Here is a 16,659-nt window from a genome sequence, read left to right as displayed (position 1 = left end):
ACTTGTATTTATGAATAATAATTGAAATAACATGTTATTGAAGAATTCAATATACCGTTAAAACAAAAAAGCATCCCAATCTTCAATTAAGAAAAAAGGAAAGCTTTCCATTGGTTTAACTACTTAAACCTTTGATAAACCAAAAAAGGTTTATCAACAACACAACTTCTTTATAGTGCCAAAAAAAGCCCTAATCTCTTAGAGCTTCTCTGCAATGTTGCGGTCTGGACGGGACTCGAACCCGCGACCTTCGCCGTGACAGGGCGACATTCTAACCAACTGAACTACCAGACCGTTGCGTTATTGCGGTTGCAAATATACAAGCCTTTTTGAATATCACAAACCTTTTTTGAACTTTTTTTTATTTTTTTCTAAATAAATTTTCTACGTTCTACCATGTAAGTTGTTAGTACTTGATTAAAGTCCTCATTTACATTTGCTTCCACATATTTTATTTTATACTGCAAACATTTTAGACGTAAGGCATCAAAATACAATTTTACTCGATTCTCGTAATTATCTTTAATATTATCGGCATAAAGATTTATAAAATCACCCGTTTCTAAATCAATAAATTTCTTCGGATTATTATCAAAGTCAAATTGCCACTCTTTTTTCTTATCAAAAACATGAAATAAAATAACTTCATGCTTATTGTATTTTAAATGTCGTAAAGCTTCAAACAATTTATCATCATCTTCGACGGTTTGAAACATATCGGTAAAAAGAAAAATCATAGAGCGCCTGTGTATTTTTTCGGCAATCTCATGTAGATACTTATAGGTATCCGTTTGTTTGCTATGTTTTTTTTGAATAACTAATTGACTTAAAGTATTCAGTAACATTTGATGATGACGCTCACTCCCTCTTTCAGGCGCATAATAATCATAAGCATCGCTATATACACTTAATCCAACGGCATCGCGCTGCTTCTTTAAAACTTCCATCAAGGAAGCTGCTGCCAAAACAGAAAAACCAATCTTATTTAAATTATTAATGGATATATCCCCTATTTCAGGATAATGCATCGAACTACTGTTATCGATAATTATATGACACCTTAAATTGGTTTCATCGTCATAACGCTTGGTGTAAAGCTTATCGGTCTTTGCATATAACTTCCAATCAATATGGCGTGTACTTTCACCTTGATTATAAATTTTGTGCTCCGCAAATTCGGCCGAAAATCCATGAAACGGACTTTTATGCATCCCAGCAATAAACCCTTCTACCACCTGCTTCGCCAACAGGTCCAAATTTTTAAAACTTTCTGTTTTATCAAGCGCCTGACGTATATCCATTAAAGTTTTAATTATATTACGGCATCGACAATTCCATAGGCAACAGATTCTTCAGCACCCATCCAGTGATCTCTATTAAAGTCTTTCATGACTTTTTCAAAAGTTTGCCCACAATTATCTGCCAATATTTTAGCACTTAACTCTTTTGTTAAAATAATTTCTTTAGCAGTAATTTCTATATCACTAGCTTGTCCGCGCGCTCCTCCACTTGGCTGATGAATCATCACTCGTGCATGAGGCTGTATGAAACGTTTACCTTTTGAGCCGGCAGACAAAATTATAGACCCCATAGACGCTGCAAATCCAGTACAAATAGTCGACACTTCACTCGTTAAAGACTTCATACAATCATAAATAGCAAAGCCAGCAGTTACATAGCCACCGGGACTATTTATATACAAGTGAATATCTTCACTGCCAAGCGCATCTAAATACATTAATCTATCTACCACATGCTTTGCAGATGTATCGTCTACCTGCCCCCATAAAAAGACCTTACGTTGCTCTAAAAGTTTGCTATCAATAGCATCCTGTACTTTTAATTTATCACCCATATATTTTTAATTTTACCTAAAAATAAAAAAAGGTTTGCCATTACGACAAACCTTTTAATTTTTCTTTTTCTTATTTTATTACAAAAGCGAATCGATCGCCTCAGTATAAGCAGTTTTAGGAGCAACACCTACTTGTCTTCCAACAACCTCTCCGTTTTGGAATACTAATACTGTAGGAATGTTACGAACACCGTATTTTGCAGCAAATTCTTGATTAGCATCAACATCTAATTTACCAACTACAGCTTTACCTTCGTACTCTTCACTAATTTGTTCAATGATTGGTCCAACCATTCTACAAGGTCCACACCAAGCTGCCCAAAAATCTACCAATACAGGTTTATCACTTTTTAATACCGTTTCTTCAAACGTTGCATCTGTTATTTCTAATGCCATAATATTTATATTTAAGTTCTTAATCTATTTTAATAGTACAAAATTAGTTAAAAAAGCACTACTGCTAGCAAACTAACAATTTGTTTTACTTATACCCACATTGTTTAAGGCTATTTTAACATTTTTTTAGCGCATAAACTAAGCTATCTGGAATATCTTTTTTAAAAGTTTTTATTTTTCTTACAGCGATAATAATCAATTATTTAGCCTTCAAAATTACCACAAACTACTTTATAAAAAAGGGTGCCACTTCTATCCTACGCACGAAATTATCAGTTCAATTTAAATTTAACGTCGTAATTTTTTAATTCATTTAATAACTCCTGCGATACTTTAACTTTCTGGCGTCTGCTAGGCATGGTTAGTTTTATTTTCTCCTGCATATCGTAAACTAAAAACTGTAAAGCCTGATTGCCTGGATGCATTTCAAATAAACTTTTAAGGTTTAATATTTTTTCTTCTTTCAAGTCGTTAATATCCACTTGAACTGACAGTTTTTTAGCATAATTTTCCATAACATCATGCAGCAACTGAAAACTATTAAACTGCAATCGCGGATCGCTACGTTTACCTGTATCTTTATTTATCCAGCCTTCGCGAACAAAAGTTTTTACAAATACAAAATTATTATGCATTAAAAAGTGTCTGAATTTTAAATATTCTTCTCCAAATATTCTAAACTCGAAACTATTCTCGTAATCTTCAATGGTAAACATTGCCCAACCTTTTCCTTGCTTACTAACACGATGTTGTACATCGGTAACTACACCTCCAAAAACCAGCTCTCTATTTACATAAGGTTCTAAAATATGGAACATGCTCAAATTTGCATTACAGAAAGTGCTCATTTCAATTTTAAAATCGTCTAGCGGATGACCAGAAATATAAATACCTACAACCTCGCGTTCTTTGGCCAATTTCTCCATAGTTCCCCATTCTTCACAAGGTGGCACCTGAGGTTCCTCAATTTGAACATCACTGGCTTCACCAAACAAACTTACTTGAGCCGAATTTTCATTCTCCTGATGTTTATTTCCATAACGAATGGCTTTCTCTAAAAAGGTAATACCATCGCCTTCATCCTGAAAATACTGAGCACGATGTGTATTTTTGAAACAATCAAATCCGCCAGCTAAGGCTAAGTTCTCGAAAGCTTTTTTATTAGCAGCACGTAAATCTATGCGTTTGGCTAAATCGAATATTGACTTATAATGCCCATCTTTTTTCCTATTCTCCACAATGGTTTTAACGGCTCCATGTCCAACACCCTTGATGGCTCCCATTCCAAACCTTACGGCATAGTCTTTATTTACCGAAAACTTATAAAACGATTCGTTTACATCAGGACCAAGCACATCTAATTTCATACGCTTACATTCTTCCATAAAGAAGGTAACCTGTTTAATATCGTTCATATTATTCGATAGTACAGCCGCCATGTATTCCGCCGGATAATGCGCCTTTAAATAGGCAGTTTGATAAGCAATCCAGGCATAACAGGTCGAATGCGATTTATTAAAGGCATAACTAGCAAAAGCCTCCCAGTCTTTCCAAACCTTTTCTAAAACTTTCGCATCATGTCCATTCGCACTTGCCTGATCGATAAACTTAGGCTTCATTTTATCCAGTACGGCAATTTGTTTTTTACCCATGGCCTTACGAAGCATATCGGCTTCACCCTTGGTAAAATCTGCTAACTTCTGTGATAATAGCATTACCTGCTCTTGATAAACTGTAATACCATAAGTTTCCTTAAGATATTCTTCCATGGCTGGCAAATCGTATTCAATCTCTTCTTCACCGTGCTTTCTGCGAACGAAACTAGGAATATACTCCATAGGTCCCGGACGATATAAGGCGTTCATCGCAATAAGATCTTCGAATACAGTTGGCTTTAAATCACGTAGGTGTTTCTGCATTCCGGGCGATTCATATTGGAACACCCCCACTGTTTCACCTCGCTGGAATAAAGCATACGTTTCTTCGTCATCTAAAGGAAAAGACTCTGGATCTAACTGAATGCCATGCTTGGCTTTTACAATTTTTACAGTATCCTTAATTAAGGTTAAAGTTTTTAACCCTAAAAAGTCCATTTTTAGCAACCCGGCTTCTTCCACAACCGAGTTATCAAACTGCGTAACATATAAATCGGAATCTTTCGCTACCGACACTGGAACGAACTTGGTAATATCATCGGGTGTTATAATCACCCCACAGGCATGAATTCCCGTATTACGAACCGATCCCTCCAGTACTCGTGCCAAATTAACGGTTTCAGATTCAAGACCTTCACCTTCAGAAATGTTTAAAAGTTCGTTTACTTTTTCTAATTCTTCGGCACGAAACTTATCAGCTAATCCTTTTTCATCTAAAGCAAAAATCTTATTTAGCTTAGACATATTAGGAATTAACTTAGCTATTCTATCGGCATCAAAAAGTGGCAAATCCAGTACGCGGGCGGTATCACGAATAGATGATTTCGCAGCCATAGTACCATAGGTAATAATCTGTGCCACCTGATTAGCACCATACTTATCTATGACATAATCCATCACTCGACTTCGACCTTCATCATCGAAGTCAATATCGATATCGGGCATACTAATACGATCCGGATTCAAGAAACGCTCAAAAAGCAAATCGTACTTCATCGGGTCGATATTGGTAATCCAAAGACAGTAAGCTACCACCGAACCAGCAGCGGAACCTCGCCCTGGTCCTACCGATACATCCATATTTCTGGCTTCGCGAATAAAATCTTCAACAATTAAGAAATATCCAGGATACCCTGTATTTTCAATAACACCCAATTCGAAATCCAGGCGCTCTATAACTTCCTCACTTAAAGGATCGCCGTAACGCTTTTTGGCCCCTTCAAAAGTTAAATGCCTCAAATAAGCATTCTCACCGCGCTTGCCACCATCAATTAAATCTTCTTCATGTTTAAATTCATCAGGGATACCAAAAGCAGGTAAGAGCACATCGCGAGCCAACTCGAAAGGCTCCACCTTATCAATAACCTCCTGAATATTACTAATGGCCTCGGGAATATCTTTAAACAGAGATTTCATCTCTTCGGAAGACTTAAAATAATATTCCTGATTCGGCATTCCGTAACGATATCCGCGACCACGACCAATGGGTGTCGCTTGTTTTTCACCATCTTTTACACACAATAAGATATCGTGTGCATTGGCATCTTCTTTAGATTGATAGTAAGTGTTATTCGTGGCTACCAGCTTGACATCATGTTTTTTAGCAAACTCGACCAATACAGTATTAACACGATTTTCATCTTCCTGATTATGTCGCATTAATTCGATATATAGATCATCACCAAACTGCTCTTTCCACCACAGCAAAGCTTCTTCCGCCTGATTTTCACCTATATTCAACACCTTACTAGGCACCTCACCATAGAGGTTACCTGTAAGCACTATAATATCTTCTTTATAACGCTCAATGAGCTTTTTATCAATTCTAGGTAAATAATAAAATCCGTCGACAAAGGCGTGCGACGATAATTTGGCCATATTGTGATAACCATTTTTATTCTTGGCTAAAAATACCACCTGATAACCGTTATCCTTTCGAGTCTTATCAAGATGATCTTCACAAACAAAAAACTCACAACCAATAATAGGTTTAATCTCCTTAACGGTTGGCGTTTCACCTTTCTCTAAAGCCTCCTCAATTTTTGCTTTAGCTGTTTTATTATGTGCTGAAACCGCCTTTACGAAATGAAAGGCTCCCATCATATTTCCGTGATCGGTAAGTGCTACTGCTGGCATATTATAACTAGCAGCTGCACCAACAAGTGCAGGAATACTCATGGTTGATTGCAAAATGGAAAACTGAGAATGGTTATGTAGATGTGCAAACTCAACTTCCTTTAATTCTGATATATTTTGCTTAATTTCTTCTGAAGAAATCTGACTTCCTTCAGCTTTTTTTAGGCGTTCCCGGATTTTAGCGCTTTCCTTTTTAAGGTTGATATGCTTTAATCCGATAAGCTCAATTTCCTTTGGATTAGATTCTTTAAAGTTTTTAAAGTAATCCGCTTCAACATCCAGCTGCTCTTGAGTATATTGTTCTAATCGAATTAACTCTAAAAAACAACGCGTGGTGGCCTCCACATCGGCTGTCGCATTATGAGCTTCAGCAAACGGTTCGTTAAATAAATATTCATGTAATTCGGTTAGTGTTGGCAACTTAAATTTTCCACCACGTCCACCAGGAATTTGACAAAGCTGTGCTGTATCTTCGGTACAGGTATCTAAAACCGGCAAGTCTTGTAATACATTATCTAATGCACCGCGAACAAATTCGGCTCCCATAATATTAAGGTCGAACTTTACATTTTGTCCTACAATAAACTTAGCTCTACCCAGTACCTCATTAAATTTCTCCAACACTTCAGCTAGAGGAATCCCCTCTTCTTGAGCAAGCTCGGTTGAAATACCATGTATTTTTTCGGCGTCATAAGGAATATTAAATCCGTCCGGCTGCACCAAATAATCTTGATGATCGATACAATTTCCCATAGCATCATGCAATTGCCATGCTATTTGTATACATCTAGGCCAGTTATCGGTATCTGTTATTGGGGCATCCCAACGCTTAGGTAATCCGGTGGTTTCCGTATCGAAAATTAAGTACATAAATTTTGTTTCTTCTTAAGAATTAAGGTTTCGTTTAGAGCAAAAACGAAGTGTATAAAAGTACGGAGAAAATCAACTCAATAAATAACAAGTTTTCAAGAGTTTTAAACAAGTAAAAATCATCACAATTGATACTTCAGAAACAAAAGAACATTTAAATAATTTACTGTACTTTTGATTTTCACATTAAAATTATGAAATACATATCTTTATTTTTTATTATAAGCATTTTTCTTTTTAGCTGCAAAGAACCATCTTATACACTTTATATAGGCACATACACCAAAGGCGATAGTGAAGGCATTTATAGGGCAGAGTTTAATCCAGAAAGTGGCAAACTTACAAACCTAACTTTAGCCATACCAACCGAAAACCCTTCTTTCTTAAGTTATTCTCCCAACAAAAAATATATCTATGCTGTTGGGGAAGAAAACGACGGAACGGTTGCTGCCTTTGAAATTGAAAAAAACAAACAACTTAAATTACTTAACCGTGTTAAAAGTTTTGGAGGAGCACCTTGTCATATTTCAGTAAACAACGAAGGCACTCTAGTTGTCGCTTCTAATTATGTTGGAGGAAATGTTGCTTTATACAATATTAAACCTGACGGAAGTTTAAATGAAGCTTCTCAGATTTTCGATCATAACACTGAAATTGAAAAGTCGCATGCCCACTCAGCTCAATTTGTAAATAATCAGCTTTACGTTGCCGATTTAGGAAGAAACGCCATGTATCTTTATGAAAGTGAAAATTTAAAACCGTTCACCTTGTCTTCATCATCAATGATTACATTTACTGAGAATGCCGGCCCCAGACATTTCACATTTACAAAAGACAAACAGTTCCTATACATTATTAACGAATATGCCAGCACCATTACCACAGCTAAAAAACAAGGAAACACTTATTTAACATTAAACCACACGAACACGCTTTCCGAGAATTACGACGGACAAAACTCATGTGCCGACATACATTTAAGTAAAGACGAACGGTTTCTTTACGGATCTAACCGTGGTGAAAATACTATAGCAGTTTTTAAACGAGATACCAGCACCGGAAAACTTCAAAAAATTCAGAATATGAGCGTTCATGGTGACTGGCCAAGAAATTTCACCATAGATCCAACGGGCAAATTCCTGTTAGTTGCTAACAAAAAAAGCAATAACATTAGTGTATTTAAAATAGACTCTAATTCTGGTAAACTGGAATTTACTAATGATTTCCATGCACCTACACCTGTGTGCTTACTATTTTAAAAAAACCTTTATTTACCATCTATTAAAAACAAATAAACTACTGAATATTAAAAAAATATAGTATCTTTGCGCCCTCATTAATAACCGAGGTCGAGAACCTCAAATAATTAATTATTATGCCTGTAAAAATTAGATTACAAAGACACGGTAAAAAAGGAAAACCATTTTACTGGATTGTAGCTGCAGACTCACGTGCAAAAAGAGATGGTAAATACCTAGAAAAATTAGGAATTTACAATCCAAACACGAATCCTGCAACTGTAGAATTAAACGTTGACGGTGCTGTAACATGGTTACAAAATGGAGCTCAACCAACTGACACTGCTAAAGCAATTTTATCTTATAAAGGAGCTTTATTAAAAAACCACTTAGCTGGAGGTGTTAGAAAAGGTGCTTTAACTGAAGAGCAAGCTGAAGAAAAATTCAACGCTTGGTTAGAAGCTAAAGAAAACAAAGTAGGTTCAAAAACTGAAGATTTAGCTAAAGCTCAAGCTGATGCTAAAGCCAAAGCTTTAGAAGCTGAAAAAGCTGTAAACGAAGCTCGTATTGCTGCTGCAACACCAGCTGTTGAAGAAGCTCCTGCTGAAGAAACTGAAGCTTCAAACGAAGAAGAATAAAAATTTATTTTTATACTTTTAAACTCCGGTAATTCGTTATCGGAGTTTTTTTATGGCGTTTGTTAACCCTAATACACCAACTTGGTTAAATAAAATATCTCAATATCTGTTGCATCGCTCTTAGCATGTTGTATAGAAAAGATCGCTTAAGACAAAATGAAAAAAGAAGATTGCTTTTACTTAGGAAAAATTGTAAAGAAGTACAGTTTTAAAGGCGAATTATTAATAAAATTAGATACCGACCAACCAGAATTGTACGAACATCTGGATGCGGTATTTATAGAATTAAATAATAGCTTTATACCTTTTTTTATAGAAAGTTCACAATTACACCGTTCAAATTTACTACGTGTACAATTTGAAGACGTAACTAGCGAAGCCGATGCTGACGCTCTTATTAAAAGTGAAGTTTATTTACCATTAGATTTACTTCCAAAATTAGAAGGCAATAAGTTTTATTTCCATGAAATTATAGGTTTCAAAATGGAGGACAAGAATTACGGTACTGTAGGCACTATCGTTGGCGTTAACGACACAACTGCTCAAGCGTTGTTTGAAGTAGAAAACAATGGTAAACAAATTTTAATTCCGATGAACGACGAATTCATATTGGAGGTTAATCGGGACAAAAAAACTGTTACCGTTGACACACCAGAAGGCCTCATCGACCTGTACCTATAATATAAAAAAAGGCGAATTATTTAATTCGCCTTTTTCATCTATTAATCTAACCATCTAGTTTTCAACTAACTCTTCGTACCTTTTAACACCATTAAGTTTTTCCTGAATGGCATCTCGCTGCTTCATCAATTTTTTACATAACGCTAATGGTAAACTTATCTCTCTAAGCAAATCATCATACATATAAACACTAAATGTTTTTATAAGACGTACTTCGTTAGCTAATGCTGTTACATTTTTTGAAGCCATAGCTTTCCTAATTCCAAGAAGGTTCATTTCAATTCCGGAATTTATAGCTCTTATCGATTTATGATCACTTTCTAATTTATCCAGCTCCTTTTTCAATTCAACATAAAAAGCTTTTCTATTCTTACTTACTTCACCAAAAAAAGCTTTTATCACATCATCAAAATCACCCTTGCTAATATCCATATAAATATCTGCCAGCTTCTGATTTAAAATCATAAGTCCACGCAAACTATCCATAATTTTTCTTGTATGCTTCATTTAAATAAATTGTCTTTAATTTGTTCCTAGAATCAACTCTAACATGAAGAGGACTTAAACAATTACCTACTAAGGTACACACTAAATTAAGGTCTCTATATATTTTTAACAGAGTTTAGGACAATTTAGTATTTTTTAACCATACAAACTACACATTTTTATCAATATTTTAACAATTGTATCGTGTCAACAAAACCATTTTCCTTCAAAAAATTTAGTGTAAACCAAGATCGCTGTGCCATGAAAATAGGCACTGACAGTGTATTATTAGGTGCGTGGGCCAATATAAATCCTCATCCGTATTCCACACTCGACATAGGCGCTGGTACAGGCATACTATCTTTAATGCTTGCCCAGCGAACACATGCCGAGATCATTGATGCTCTTGAAATAGATGACGAAGCTTATGAACAATGTGTTGAAAATTTCGAGCAATCAGACTGGGGAGATCGTCTATTTTGTTACCATGCCTCTCTGGAAGAATTTGCAGAGGAAATTGAAGACACCTATGATTTAATAATATGTAACCCGCCATTTTACAAAGAAGATTATAAAACCGAAAATTCACAACGGGATTTAGCGAGATTCAGTGATGCCATGCCTTTTGATCATCTTATTAAAAGCGTTGTAAAATTACTTTCTGATAACGGGAAATTTAATGTTATTATTCCTTTTAAAGAAGAGTCGGATTTTATCGAAATAGCCAAAAATCATCATTTATTTCCAAACCGTATTTTACAGGTTAAGGGTAGTCCTAAATCGGAATTTAAAAGAAGTCTTTTAGAATTCTCATTTGAAGAAAACTCACCTCAAATCGATACGTTAATTATTGAAACCGCCCGCCATGAATATACAGAAGACTACATAAATCTCACAAAAGATTTCTATATAAAAATGTAAAAGACCAATAAGAATTATTTAAATTTGAGAAAATAAAATATCAAATTCACAATAAAAAGTCGAATTTGCTAATTATTTTCATCAATACTATTTAATTCTAGCCTCTATGAAAACGGATTTATTTGAAGCTCCTGACTATTATAATCTCGATGAGTTACTTACTGAAGAACATAAATTAGTTAGAAGTGCGGCCCGAGAATGGGTTAAACGCGACGTTTCTCCTATTATTGAAGAGTATGCGCAAAAGGCTGAATTCCCGATGCAAATAATTAAAGGGCTTGCAGATATTGGGGCATTTGGCCCATATATACCCGAAACTTATGGTGGTGCCGGTTTAGATCAAATTTCATATGGTTTAATCATGCAGGAGATAGAACGCGGAGACTCTGGCATTCGATCTACGGCCTCAGTACAATCCTCTTTAGTAATGTATCCTATCTGGAAATATGGTTCTGAATCTCAACGCCAAAAATACCTTCCAAAATTAGCCAATGGTGAATGGATAGGTTGTTTTGGATTAACCGAACCCGACCATGGCAGCAATCCAGGAGGAATGGTAACGAACTTTAAAGATATGGGCGACTACTATCTTTTAAATGGTGCCAAAATGTGGATAAGCAATGCTCCGTTCGCACAAATTGCTATTGTATGGGCGAAAGATGAATCTGGTAGAATACACGGATTAATTGTTGAACGAGGCATGGAAGGCTTTTCTACTCCAGAAACTCATAATAAATGGTCGTTACGAGCCAGCGCAACAGGTGAACTTATTTTTGATAATGTAAAAATTCCTAAAGAAAATTTATTACCCAATAAATCAGGTCTTGGCGCTCCCCTTGGATGTTTAGATTCAGCAAGATATGGCATTGCCTGGGGTGCTATTGGGGCCGCCATGGACTGTTATGATACCGCATTAAGATACAGCAAAGAACGTAGACAATTTGGTAAGCCTATAGGTCAATTTCAATTGCAACAAAAAAAATTAGCAGAAATGATAACTGAAATCACCAAAGCGCAGTTATTAACTTGGCGATTAGGTGTACTACGCAATGAGAACAAAGCAACATCAGCACAAATATCGATGGCAAAACGAAATAATGTGGATATGGCTATAAACATTGCTCGAGAAGCGAGGCAGATACTTGGTGGAATGGGCATTACAGGAGAATACTCTATAATGCGTCATGCTATGAATTTGGAAAGTGTAATAACCTATGAAGGCACCCATGATATACACCTTTTAATTACCGGTTTAGATATTACCGGTCTAAATGCTTTTAAATAGAAAGTCTTATAACGCTAATACAGAAAAATTTTAAAACTCTAACATTAACCTATATTAATTATCTAATTAATTGAGTACGTATTTATTTATTAACTTTACTCAAATACTAACTAATTAAATATTAATATATTATGAAAACCAACTTTTCATTTTTAATGCTAGCATGTCTTTTTTTCTATGCCTGTATTTCAAATCAGAAAAAAACAGATACTACTGTAGATAAACCAGAAGTAAAAGAAGAGCCTACGATAAACCTAGTAGAACGGGGAGAATACTTAGTCGACTTAGGTGGTTGCCACCACTGTCATTCACCAAAAATCATGACTGAACAAGGTCCTATCCCAGATCCAAAACGTCTACTATCGGGGCATCCTGCAGATGAAGTCTTAGCGCCATTTGACAAAGAAACAGCCAAACATTATATGTTATTCACACCAGGCTTAACTTCATTTACCGGTCCATGGGGCACATCCTTTGCTGCAAACTTAACACCTGATGCTACAGGTATAGGTACTTGGACAGAAGAACAATTTTTTAAATCACTTCGAGAGGGAAAACACAAAGGTTTAGAGGGTAGTAGAATGGTACTACCACCAATGCCTTGGCAAGACTTTGCAAAACTTACCGACGAAGATATTAAATCTATTTTCGCCTATTTAAAAACTCAGAAACCTATAGAAAATGTTGTTAGCGCTCCCCTACCCCCTATAATGCAAGAATAACAAAAAAAATCCCGTTCCATTTTTTAAATTATGGAACGGGATATATTGTTTATTTTAATTATCTTATTCTTCTGGTGCTAATACCACCTCTAAACCTTCTAATTCCGGTGTCATTTGTATCTGACATCCCAAGCGACTATTCGGTTTTACATTAAAAGCTTCAGATAACATCGCTTCTTCATCATCACTCATATCAGGTAGCTCAGTATCGCTTAATATATAACATTGGCAAGACGCGCACATGGCCATACCTCCACAAATACCAATAGTTCCTTCTTCAGCAAGTTCATAAGAACGAACCACTTCCATAAGATTCATAGCCATATCTGTTGGAGCCACTACCTCATGAGTAACGCCATCTCTATCTGTTATTTTTATATTAATATCTTCCATTCTTTTAATTTATTTTACCAAAACACCGATTTAAAATCGTTCGGCAAATTTAATGTTTGTCATTTAATTTTTAAGCTATTCAATTGACAATCTGTGCCTATAACACAAAAAAATAAGGAATTATCAAAATTCCTTATTTTTATAAATTCATTTTTACTTAGAGACTATTTTTATTGATAGTTTAGAATTTATTTAAACTTCAATATTTATAACCTTTTCTATCTGCGGAACATACTTTTTAATAGTCATTTCCACACCAGATTTAAGTGTCATTTGATTGACACTACATCCAACACAAGCGCCTTGTAATTGAACTTTAACAAGCGTATCATTATCTTCAATAGACAACAAAGAAATATCGCCGCCGTCACTTTGTAAAAAAGGGCGAATTTCATCAAGGGCTTTCTCTACATTTAGTTTAATTTCTTCTGAGGTCATCTATTTTTTATTAACGGCTGAGCATCCTGCCATAGTTGTTATTTTAATTGCTTCTGTCGGAGGTAAATCCTCATTACGCTTTACTACTTCCTGAACAATATTTTGAGTAAGTGTCTCGAAAGCTTTTTCCAATGGAGTTGCTGTTTGTAGGGCCGCCGGTCTCCCAACATCACCTGCCTCCCTAATACTTTGAATCAAAGGAATATCCCCTAAGAAAGGTACATTCAAATCTTCTGCTAAATGTTTAGCTCCCTCTTTTCCAAAAATATAATACTTATTATCAGGTAATTCTGCAGGTGTAAAATAAGCCATATTTTCTACAATCCCTAATACTGGTACGCTTATGCTATCCTGCTGAAACATGGCAACACCCTTCTTCGCGTCTGCTAAAGCTACATTTTGAGGTGTGCTCACAACTACAGCTCCTGTAATTGGAAGTGCCTGCATTATACTTAAGTGAATATCACCAGTTCCTGGAGGTAAATCTATAAGTAAGAAATCTAATTCTCCCCAATGTGCATCAAAAATCATTTGATTTAAGGCCTTCGCAGCCATCGGTCCACGCCAAACTACCGCTTGATTAGGTTGCGTAAAGAACCCAATGGACAATACTTTTACTCCGTAATTTTCAATTGGTTTCATTTTTGACTTTCCTTCAACATTAACCGCTAAAGGTTTCTCTGCTTCAACATCAAACATAATGGGAATAGAAGGCCCATAAATATCGGCATCAAGCACTCCAACTTTGAATCCCATTTTAGAAAGCGTTACGGCCAAGTTAGCAGTAACAGTAGACTTTCCAACGCCTCCCTTTCCAGATGCCACCGCCACAATATTCTGAATTCCTGGAACAGGCTTTCCTTTAATGACATTGGCCTTTGGCTGAGCGGGTGCATCTACTTTTACATTCACCTTTATCTTTGCTTTTTCGTAAACCTGCTCGTGAATGGCTTTTAGTATTTCAACTTCGGTACGTTTTTTTGCCTGCAGGCTAGGATTTTTTATGGTTAGATCTACAACAACCTCATCTCCAAAAGTTACAACATTGGTTACCGCTCCACTTTCAACCATGTTTTGTCCTTCTCCGGGTACTGTTATAGTTTCTAATGCTTTAAGTATATCTTGTTTATTAAGCTTCATGCGTTATTTAGATTTATTCTAAGACACAAAGATACAGTGAATTATTTTAATAATAAAGCTTGATATTATTCAATTAAACAATCACCAAAATAGGTATTTAGGATAAATGCTTAGAAGGATCCCAAAAGACCACTTCGAAATTCTGAATTTGATTTTCTATAACCTCAACACCTTCACTTTCCAATAGTTGCTGCATTAAATTTGTACCATCGAAATGATGTTTCCCCGTCAATACGCCCTTACGGTTAACAACTCTGTGAGCAGGCACGTCCTTACCATGCGAACCATTCATAGCATAACCAACCATACGAGCACTTCTAGCGGCTCCTAAATACTTAGCTATTGCACCATAACTGGTAACACGGCCATAAGGTATTTGCTTTGCAACTTCATAAACCTTGTCGAAAAAGCTTAATGTGTCTAGCTGCATTTTACATTTCATTAATAATATTAATAAGCGTCACGATGGAAATTATTCCCGTGATACCCCCAATAATATAATTCATACTTTTTTGTGAAGCTATCGATCGATCTTTAATCTTATGAAAAAAAAATATATATACATAAAGCATTACAAAAGTTCCCATAGCCGCACCTGAGATATATGAAAATATACTCGTATGACTAAAATCTAACCATCCAAAAGACGCCAGGGTAATCGTCATATATGCCTGATAAGGAATTGGAAATACATTGATTGCCGACATAAACATACCCTGAAAAAAACGACTGTGCTTACTACGCATCTCAAGCTCCTCATGCTGGGTAGGTTCTTTCTTTGCCACTAATAAAAAGTACACCGTGATTAAAACGAAAATAACAAAAGCTACCCGCTGAAGAATATCAATAACCTCCTGATGTTTACTTAAATATCTTGCAAAAATAGCAGCCACATAGGTTTGAATTAACACCACAACGCAAACCCCAATAGCAAACATAACTCCTCTCACATACCCTTCTTTTAAACTTATTTTGGCAGCGGTCATATTCAATAATCCTGGAGGTATAACACCAACCATTGCCAGAAATAAACCTAAAAAAAAGATAAACGTTATATTCAAAACTATTTAATTTTAAACTTAATATATGTAATAGGTTTATTTTGCTCTAAATACTGGGATTCGTAAAACGTTTGAATGCTTGTAACTTCTTCCGGACTTCCCTCTTGTTTATAAACATTATGATTTGCATAAAGTACCTCGTGACCTGCGCCATGTAATAACCCTAAGGTATAACCATGCATGAACTCACTATCGGTTTTTAAATTCACCTCACCATCTGGCTTCAAAATGGTTTTATATCGATGCAGAAAAGCCTCATTGGTTAAACGATGCTTTGTACGTTTGTATTTAATTTGTGGATCTGGGAAGGTAATCCATATTTCATCAACTTCTCCCTCAGCAAAAGCATATTCTATTAATTCAATCTGCGTTCTCAAGAATGCTACATTCGAAATATTTTCTTCAATGGCCGTTTTAGCGCCTCGCCAAAAACGAGCACCTTTTATATCTATTCCAACAAAATTTTTATCCGGGTAACGTTTAGCTAAAGCAACCGAGTACTCACCTTTGCCACAACCTAGCTCCAATACTAGTGGATTATCATTTTTAAAAACGGCTTTATTCCAATTTCCCTTTAATTCGTATACACTATTTACTAATTCGTCGCGTGACGGTTGAAAGACGTTATTAAAAGTTTCATTCTCCTTAAAGCGTCTTAGTTTATTCTTACTTCCCACAGATTATTTCCGTTTTTAATTATTCCTAATATTTACCGTTAACATAAATATTTGGTAAAATTAAGGA

17 protein-coding genes and 1 tRNA gene are annotated in these 16,659 nt (G+C 35.6%); 6 read left to right on the top strand and 12 right to left on the bottom strand.

Annotated elements, in window-relative coordinates:
* Positions 1-220 precede the first annotated feature (220 nt).
* From H611_RS0110675 to dnaE, 5 genes are all read right to left on the bottom strand, one after another.
* Positions 221-294, bottom strand: a tRNA-Asp gene (locus H611_RS0110675).
* A 77-nt stretch (positions 295-371) separates the two neighbouring features.
* Positions 372-1,301 (bottom strand): DUF58 domain-containing protein, encoded by a 930-nt coding sequence (locus H611_RS0110670; protein ID WP_027138366.1) that lies wholly within the window; start codon positions 1,299-1,301, stop codon positions 372-374.
* An 11-nt stretch (positions 1,302-1,312) separates the two neighbouring features.
* The gene (locus tag H611_RS0110665; RefSeq protein ID WP_027138365.1) at positions 1,313-1,855 is read right to left on the bottom strand and encodes a ClpP family protease; all 543 of its coding nucleotides are present in this window, start codon (positions 1,853-1,855) and stop codon (positions 1,313-1,315) included.
* Between the two features lie 78 nt (positions 1,856-1,933).
* Positions 1,934-2,251 (bottom strand): thioredoxin, encoded by a 318-nt coding sequence (gene trxA / locus H611_RS0110660; protein ID WP_027138364.1) that lies wholly within the window; start codon positions 2,249-2,251, stop codon positions 1,934-1,936.
* A 272-nt stretch (positions 2,252-2,523) separates the two neighbouring features.
* Positions 2,524-6,912, bottom strand: coding sequence for a DNA polymerase III subunit alpha (dnaE, locus tag H611_RS0110655; RefSeq protein WP_027138363.1), 4,389 nt, complete (start codon positions 6,910-6,912; stop codon positions 2,524-2,526).
* Between the two features lie 194 nt (positions 6,913-7,106).
* Here dnaE and H611_RS0110650 point away from each other — a divergent pair, with 194 nt between their 5' ends.
* From H611_RS0110650 to rimM, 3 genes are all read left to right on the top strand, one after another.
* On the top strand, positions 7,107-8,171 hold the full coding sequence (locus H611_RS0110650; RefSeq protein ID WP_027138362.1) for a lactonase family protein: 1,065 nt from the start codon (positions 7,107-7,109) through the stop codon (positions 8,169-8,171).
* Between the two features lie 116 nt (positions 8,172-8,287).
* Complete coding sequence (locus H611_RS0110645) at positions 8,288-8,788, top strand: 30S ribosomal protein S16 (RefSeq protein WP_027138361.1); 501 nt, start codon at positions 8,288-8,290, stop codon at positions 8,786-8,788.
* A gap of 156 nt (positions 8,789-8,944) precedes the next feature.
* A complete protein-coding gene (rimM, locus tag H611_RS0110640) occupies positions 8,945-9,469 on the top strand; it encodes a ribosome maturation factor RimM (protein WP_027138360.1) in 525 nt (174 codons plus the stop codon).
* A 54-nt stretch (positions 9,470-9,523) separates the two neighbouring features.
* Here the strand turns inward: rimM and H611_RS0110635 are convergent, their stop codons facing one another.
* Complete coding sequence (locus H611_RS0110635; protein WP_035483764.1) at positions 9,524-9,976, bottom strand: hypothetical protein; 453 nt, start codon at positions 9,974-9,976, stop codon at positions 9,524-9,526.
* 240 nt (positions 9,977-10,216) lie between these two features.
* Here H611_RS0110635 and H611_RS0110630 point away from each other — a divergent pair, with 240 nt between their 5' ends.
* The 3 genes from H611_RS0110630 to H611_RS0110620 all read left to right on the top strand — a co-directional run bounded on the left by H611_RS0110630 (position 10,217) and on the right by H611_RS0110620 (position 12,883).
* Complete coding sequence (locus tag H611_RS0110630; RefSeq protein ID WP_051238830.1) at positions 10,217-10,876, top strand: tRNA1(Val) (adenine(37)-N6)-methyltransferase; 660 nt, start codon at positions 10,217-10,219, stop codon at positions 10,874-10,876.
* Between the two features lie 106 nt (positions 10,877-10,982).
* Positions 10,983-12,161 carry an acyl-CoA dehydrogenase family protein gene (locus tag H611_RS0110625; RefSeq protein ID WP_027138357.1) on the top strand — a complete coding sequence of 393 codons (1,179 nt, stop codon included), beginning with the start codon at positions 10,983-10,985 and terminating at the stop codon, positions 12,159-12,161.
* Between the two features lie 131 nt (positions 12,162-12,292).
* Positions 12,293-12,883: a c-type cytochrome gene (locus H611_RS0110620; protein WP_027138356.1), complete on the top strand. Its 591-nt coding sequence runs from the start codon at positions 12,293-12,295 to the stop codon at positions 12,881-12,883.
* Positions 12,884-12,946: 63 nt separating this feature from the next.
* Here the strand turns inward: H611_RS0110620 and H611_RS0110615 are convergent, their stop codons facing one another.
* The 6 genes from H611_RS0110615 to trmB all read right to left on the bottom strand — a co-directional run bounded on the left by H611_RS0110615 (position 12,947) and on the right by trmB (position 16,592).
* Positions 12,947-13,276 carry a 2Fe-2S iron-sulfur cluster-binding protein gene (locus tag H611_RS0110615; RefSeq protein ID WP_027138355.1) on the bottom strand — a complete coding sequence of 110 codons (330 nt, stop codon included), beginning with the start codon at positions 13,274-13,276 and terminating at the stop codon, positions 12,947-12,949.
* Positions 13,277-13,468: 192 nt separating this feature from the next.
* On the bottom strand, positions 13,469-13,714 hold the full coding sequence (locus H611_RS0110610; RefSeq protein ID WP_027138354.1) for a NifU family protein: 246 nt from the start codon (positions 13,712-13,714) through the stop codon (positions 13,469-13,471).
* Positions 13,715-14,854, bottom strand: coding sequence for an Mrp/NBP35 family ATP-binding protein (locus H611_RS0110605; protein ID WP_027138353.1), 1,140 nt, complete (start codon positions 14,852-14,854; stop codon positions 13,715-13,717).
* Positions 14,855-14,951: 97 nt separating this feature from the next.
* Entirely contained in the window at positions 14,952-15,284 is a 333-nt protein-coding gene (locus tag H611_RS0110600) for an MGMT family protein (RefSeq protein WP_027138352.1), read from the bottom strand.
* Position 15,285: 1 nt separating this feature from the next.
* Complete coding sequence (locus H611_RS0110595; RefSeq protein ID WP_027138351.1) at positions 15,286-15,915, bottom strand: LysE family transporter; 630 nt, start codon at positions 15,913-15,915, stop codon at positions 15,286-15,288.
* Between the two features lie 2 nt (positions 15,916-15,917).
* Complete coding sequence (gene trmB / locus H611_RS0110590; protein WP_027138350.1) at positions 15,918-16,592, bottom strand: tRNA (guanosine(46)-N7)-methyltransferase TrmB; 675 nt, start codon at positions 16,590-16,592, stop codon at positions 15,918-15,920.
* Positions 16,593-16,659 lie beyond the last annotated feature (67 nt).

This window comes from Gaetbulibacter saemankumensis DSM 17032 (genome assembly GCF_000425645.1).
GTDB classification, from domain to species: domain Bacteria; phylum Bacteroidota; class Bacteroidia; order Flavobacteriales; family Flavobacteriaceae; genus Gaetbulibacter; species Gaetbulibacter saemankumensis.
The sequence above is the reverse complement of the archived record's forward strand: the minus strand, read 5'-3'. Positions and strand labels throughout refer to the sequence as shown.

Bases quoted from the DNA above. Each gene is read 5' to 3' on its own strand.
- H611_RS0110670 (WP_027138366.1), bottom strand. From the start codon at position 1,301: ATGGATATACGTCAGGCGCTTGATAAAACAGAAAGTTTTAAAAATTTG.
- H611_RS0110665 (WP_027138365.1), bottom strand. From the start codon at position 1,855: ATGGGTGATAAATTAAAAGTACAGGATGCTATTGATAGCAAACTTTTA.
- trxA (WP_027138364.1), bottom strand. From the start codon at position 2,251: ATGGCATTAGAAATAACAGATGCAACGTTTGAAGAAACGGTATTAAAA.
- dnaE (WP_027138363.1), bottom strand. From the start codon at position 6,912: ATGTACTTAATTTTCGATACGGAAACCACCGGATTACCTAAGCGTTGG.
- H611_RS0110650 (WP_027138362.1), top strand. From the start codon at position 7,107: ATGAAATACATATCTTTATTTTTTATTATAAGCATTTTTCTTTTTAGC.
- H611_RS0110645 (WP_027138361.1), top strand. From the start codon at position 8,288: ATGCCTGTAAAAATTAGATTACAAAGACACGGTAAAAAAGGAAAACCA.
- rimM (WP_027138360.1), top strand. From the start codon at position 8,945: ATGAAAAAAGAAGATTGCTTTTACTTAGGAAAAATTGTAAAGAAGTAC.
- H611_RS0110635 (WP_035483764.1), bottom strand. From the start codon at position 9,976: ATGAAGCATACAAGAAAAATTATGGATAGTTTGCGTGGACTTATGATT.
- H611_RS0110630 (WP_051238830.1), top strand. From the start codon at position 10,217: ATGAAAATAGGCACTGACAGTGTATTATTAGGTGCGTGGGCCAATATA.
- H611_RS0110625 (WP_027138357.1), top strand. From the start codon at position 10,983: ATGAAAACGGATTTATTTGAAGCTCCTGACTATTATAATCTCGATGAG.
- H611_RS0110620 (WP_027138356.1), top strand. From the start codon at position 12,293: ATGAAAACCAACTTTTCATTTTTAATGCTAGCATGTCTTTTTTTCTAT.
- H611_RS0110615 (WP_027138355.1), bottom strand. From the start codon at position 13,276: ATGGAAGATATTAATATAAAAATAACAGATAGAGATGGCGTTACTCAT.
- H611_RS0110610 (WP_027138354.1), bottom strand. From the start codon at position 13,714: ATGACCTCAGAAGAAATTAAACTAAATGTAGAGAAAGCCCTTGATGAA.
- H611_RS0110605 (WP_027138353.1), bottom strand. From the start codon at position 14,854: ATGAAGCTTAATAAACAAGATATACTTAAAGCATTAGAAACTATAACA.
- H611_RS0110600 (WP_027138352.1), bottom strand. From the start codon at position 15,284: ATGCAGCTAGACACATTAAGCTTTTTCGACAAGGTTTATGAAGTTGCA.